Raw genomic sequence first — 3,838 nt, forward strand, 5'->3', positions numbered from 1 at the left:
TCACCGTCAGGGATTCCACCCAGTCGGCAAAAGCGTTGAGCGTGCCAGTAACATAGGCGCCCCCCACCAGTGCGCCAATGGATGTCCCCGCCACCACCTGGGGCTGCACACCAATTTCTTCCAGCGCCTGGATTACCCCGATATGCGCCCAACCGCGGGCAGAACCACTGCCCAGCGCCAGCCCGACCACCGGCCGCACAGGCTCCTGATCACCAATCTGCGTTGTCATCGGTTTTTCTCCGCGCGCACCACGCAAGGAGCTGGCTCGCCGTTCATACGCTGATCAATACGGCGAAACACCTCTCGCTTTTCGTCATCCGAGAGCAGCCCCCAGATGGAGATTTCCCCGCCGGTACGGAAACAGCCCACACAGATATCATCTTCATCCAGTGCGCAGATCGACACACACGGCGACACCAGTTGCCTGTCAGTCATGGAAGCGTTCATCCACCTCCAGATGCTGGGCAAACTCTTTGGCATGGGCCACGTAGTGCATGCTGCCCATGGTCAACATGGCCTTGTGCCCTTCACCTATTTCCTTCACCACCTTGGCCGGAGACCCCATCACCAGGGAATTGTCCGGAATTTTCATTCCTTCCGGCACCAGCGAATTGGCGCCGATAATGCAGTTATTGCCGATAACGGCCTTGTTGAGCACCACCGCATTGATGCCGATAAGGCTGTTATCGCCCACCGTACAGCCATGCAGCATGACCTTGTGGCCCACGGTCACGTCCCGACCCAGCTTCATGGGTACGCCCGGATCCACGTGCAGCACCGCACCGTCCTGGATGTTGGTATTTTCACCGATTTCGATCACGTCGTTATCGGCCCGCAACACCGCGTTGAACCAGATACTGCTGTTGGCTTCCATGATCACCGAACCGATCACGGTGGCGTTGTCTGCGATCCAGTGACCACTACCACGCTGCTCCAGGCGGCGCTCACCAATTTTATAAATCATTCGACTCCCCTTTGTTTCCTCGTGCCAGGCAGAGGGTTAACAGGCAGAAAGTTACTTCACCTCGAACTCAATGCCCGCATCATAGACGTGGTTGATCAGATCCAGAATCATGAAGGCGGTCAGACCCCAAATGCGCTTATCTTCATAGTAATAGCTGGGGATACGGAACTGGCGCCCAAACACATCAATGGGGCTGGACAGCTCCGGAATCTCATCCAGAAAGAACTGCAAGGGCACCTGGAAGATGGTATCAATTTCACCCGGCTCGGCCTGCAGCTCCGCTTCCGGGCTGACAATGCCCACAAAAGGCGTCACTTTCATGCCATAACGGGAGGCCAGCGGAGACAACTGCCCCAGCACATCCACATAATCCGGCGACAACCCCACCTCTTCCTGGCTTTCACGCAGGGCCGTCATCAGCAGATTCTTGTCGCCCGGGTCCCGCTTTCCACCGGGGAAAGCCACCTCACCAGCGTGGGTCGGCATGGAATTGGAGCGAACCGTCAGGATAACCCGAGGCTCCGACACATCAACCAACGGCATCAGAACGGCAGCCTCGGGCAACGCCAGGGGCAATTCTGTGCGTCTGTAATCCGGCAAACGCTGCCTGAGCTGCTCAAGCACACCCTTCTCCAATCCTCAAATTCAAACGGTAGTTTGAACAGCCCGGGCGCCCTGGGCAAGCCTTGTCAAAGCCCACCGCCGACCACCGGTCACAAACTCGCCCTCCTTTCCTGACGCGGCAAGACATTGGCTTACACCAAACGAACTAACTGCCAACAGGCTCTCAAACCCTTGCTCTACAAGCATTCCGCGGTTTTTTCTGAAAACCGCCCGGCCCCAAAACGCAATCTCTCCGCTTTTTATTACCCCACCGACTAGTCGCGGCCTGAAAAATTCAGCACCGATGGCGAATGTCACTGCAGGAAAAATCGCGCAAGACTGAGTGCGTGAGGTTCAATTATCAGGGATGAAAATGATGACAGGGCAAGCCATAGCCCACCTTGTTCTTGCAGGACTCTTGTTGATTCTGGGAACACAGGCGAACGCTACCGACCTTTCATTTTTCGATGAAATTCCCGCCGGCAATAGCGCGGACATTGCCCAGGACGGTGCGGATCTCAATGCCTCCATAACCCAGCAGGGAAAAAACACCGGCACCCTCCAACAGGAAGGCCTCAGCCATACCGCTTCACTTCAGCAAAAGGGTTACGCCAACCAGGCTGACATCATTCAGCACGGCACGGCGCAACAAGCGGACATCACCCAGCTCGGCTGGGAAAACCTGGCAGTGGCAAGCCAATACGGCACAGGCAACAACGCCTCTCTCTTCCAGGAAGGCAGCCACAACACAATCACGCTCGATCAAAACGGCGATTACAACCGCGCCATCATTGCCCAATACGGGGTCGGCAATAACGCCGATGTGGCGCAATACGGTAACGCCAACGCTGTTTCGGTTACCCAGATCGGGGCCGGACTCCACGTCTCCATTCAGCAATGGGATTGAAATGGACGACGTTATTTTGCCTAAGACCTAGCCTAAACCTTGAGGAGATACACCCATGAAAACCTTGAAACCGCTTGCCGCTGCCATTCTGGCAACCCTGGCAACTGCATCCTGGGCTGCGAACAATTCAGCCACCACCAACCAGACCGGCGCCGGCAACACCGCCAGCACCGTACAAAGCAGCACCGACGATGCGGTTGCCACGGTTGATCAAACCGGCAACAACAACAGCGCCGACGTCAGCCAGGCCAACAGCGTCAACATGATGACTGCGGACATCGACACCGTAGGTGACGACAACGCTGCCACCATCACCCAGGATGACAGCTGGTTCGCCACTGCCACGGTTGAGCAGGACGGCACCCTTAACACCGCCACCATCACCCAGGTTGCCATTTCCGACAACACCAATGGCACCATTCAGCAAATCGCAGGTAACGAAGACTCCGTTGCCAGCATCACTCAGACATCCGCCTTCTCCAGCGACGCGACCATCGTTCAAAGTGCCAGCCTGAACGCGGATGCTTCCATCACTCAAACCGGCGTCGACCACCTCGCCAACATCACCCAGAACAATCTGATTGGGTCTACGGCCACGGTTAACCAGTCCAACGTCAACAATACCGCCGACGTGCTGCAGGATGATTCCTGGTTCGCCACCGCCACCGTAGACCAGACCGGTGCAGACAACATTGCCAGCATCAGCCAAGTGGCCATTTCCGACAATGCCACCGCCACCATCACCCAAAGCGGCGATAACAACAACGGTCTGATCAGCCAGGATTTCTCGTTCAACTCTGACGCAATGATTGATCAGTACGGCACCAACGGCGATGCGGATATCATCCAGGACGAATCCACTAGCAGCTATGCAGAAATCGTTCAGGGTGGCGACGCCAACATTGCACAGGTTGACCAGGGACTGGGCGACCGTAATACCGCCTATGTGAACCAGTCAGGCACGGCCAATGATGCGGAAGTGGACCAATCCGGCTCCGACAACCTGGCTAACGTGGACCAACACGGCAACGCCAACGTAGCAGTGGCACACTCCCACGGCGGCAACAGCGTTATCGATGTGGACCAGCTGGGTGACAACAACCTGGCCAACGTAGAGCAGGACGCCATTTCAGAATACGGCATCGCAACCATTACCCAGCCTGGCTCTGACAACGAAGCCTTTATTACCCAGTTCGGCATTGGCGCCTCTGGCAATGAAAACGTGGCCACCATCCTGCAGGAAGCCACTCTGGACTCAGCCACCATCACCCAGATGGGCGGCGGCGGTAACAACGCCTTTATCCACCAGAACTGATCATCCCGTGATCACGTCGGGGCCACACTGTGGCCCCGACCTCGTTGTG

6 protein-coding genes are annotated in these 3,838 nt (G+C 56.7%); 2 read left to right on the top strand and 4 right to left on the bottom strand.

Going from position 1 to position 3,838, the window contains the following annotated elements:
- The 4 genes from A3730_RS06065 to A3730_RS06080 form a co-directional block, all read right to left on the bottom strand.
- The coding region (locus tag A3730_RS06065; RefSeq protein ID WP_197477329.1) for a patatin-like phospholipase family protein at positions 1 to 229 on the bottom strand (229 nt) is incomplete at its 3' end.
- Complete coding sequence (locus A3730_RS06070; RefSeq protein ID WP_082872274.1) at positions 226 to 435, bottom strand: DUF1289 domain-containing protein; 210 nt, start codon at positions 433 to 435, stop codon at positions 226 to 228. The genes A3730_RS06065 and A3730_RS06070, both read right to left, overlap by 4 nt.
- Entirely contained in the window at positions 428 to 964 is a 537-nt protein-coding gene (locus A3730_RS06075) for a gamma carbonic anhydrase family protein (RefSeq protein ID WP_063520154.1), read from the bottom strand. The genes A3730_RS06070 and A3730_RS06075 overlap by 8 nt, the downstream gene beginning before the upstream one ends.
- Positions 965 to 1,015: 51 nt before the next feature.
- Complete coding sequence (locus A3730_RS06080) at positions 1,016 to 1,588, bottom strand: CoA pyrophosphatase (protein ID WP_063520155.1); 573 nt, start codon at positions 1,586 to 1,588, stop codon at positions 1,016 to 1,018.
- A gap of 322 nt (positions 1,589 to 1,910) precedes the next feature.
- On the opposite strand from A3730_RS06080, the gene A3730_RS06085 reads away from it, so the two are divergent.
- Both A3730_RS06085 and A3730_RS06090 read left to right on the top strand, forming a co-directional pair.
- Positions 1,911 to 2,474, top strand: coding sequence for a hypothetical protein (locus tag A3730_RS06085; RefSeq protein ID WP_231883866.1), 564 nt, complete (start codon positions 1,911 to 1,913; stop codon positions 2,472 to 2,474).
- 55 nt (positions 2,475 to 2,529) lie between these two features.
- On the top strand, positions 2,530 to 3,789 hold the full coding sequence (locus A3730_RS06090) for a hypothetical protein (protein ID WP_063520157.1): 1,260 nt from the start codon (positions 2,530 to 2,532) through the stop codon (positions 3,787 to 3,789).
- Positions 3,790 to 3,838 lie beyond the last annotated feature (49 nt).

Source organism: Alcanivorax sp. HI0044 (assembly GCF_001634945.1).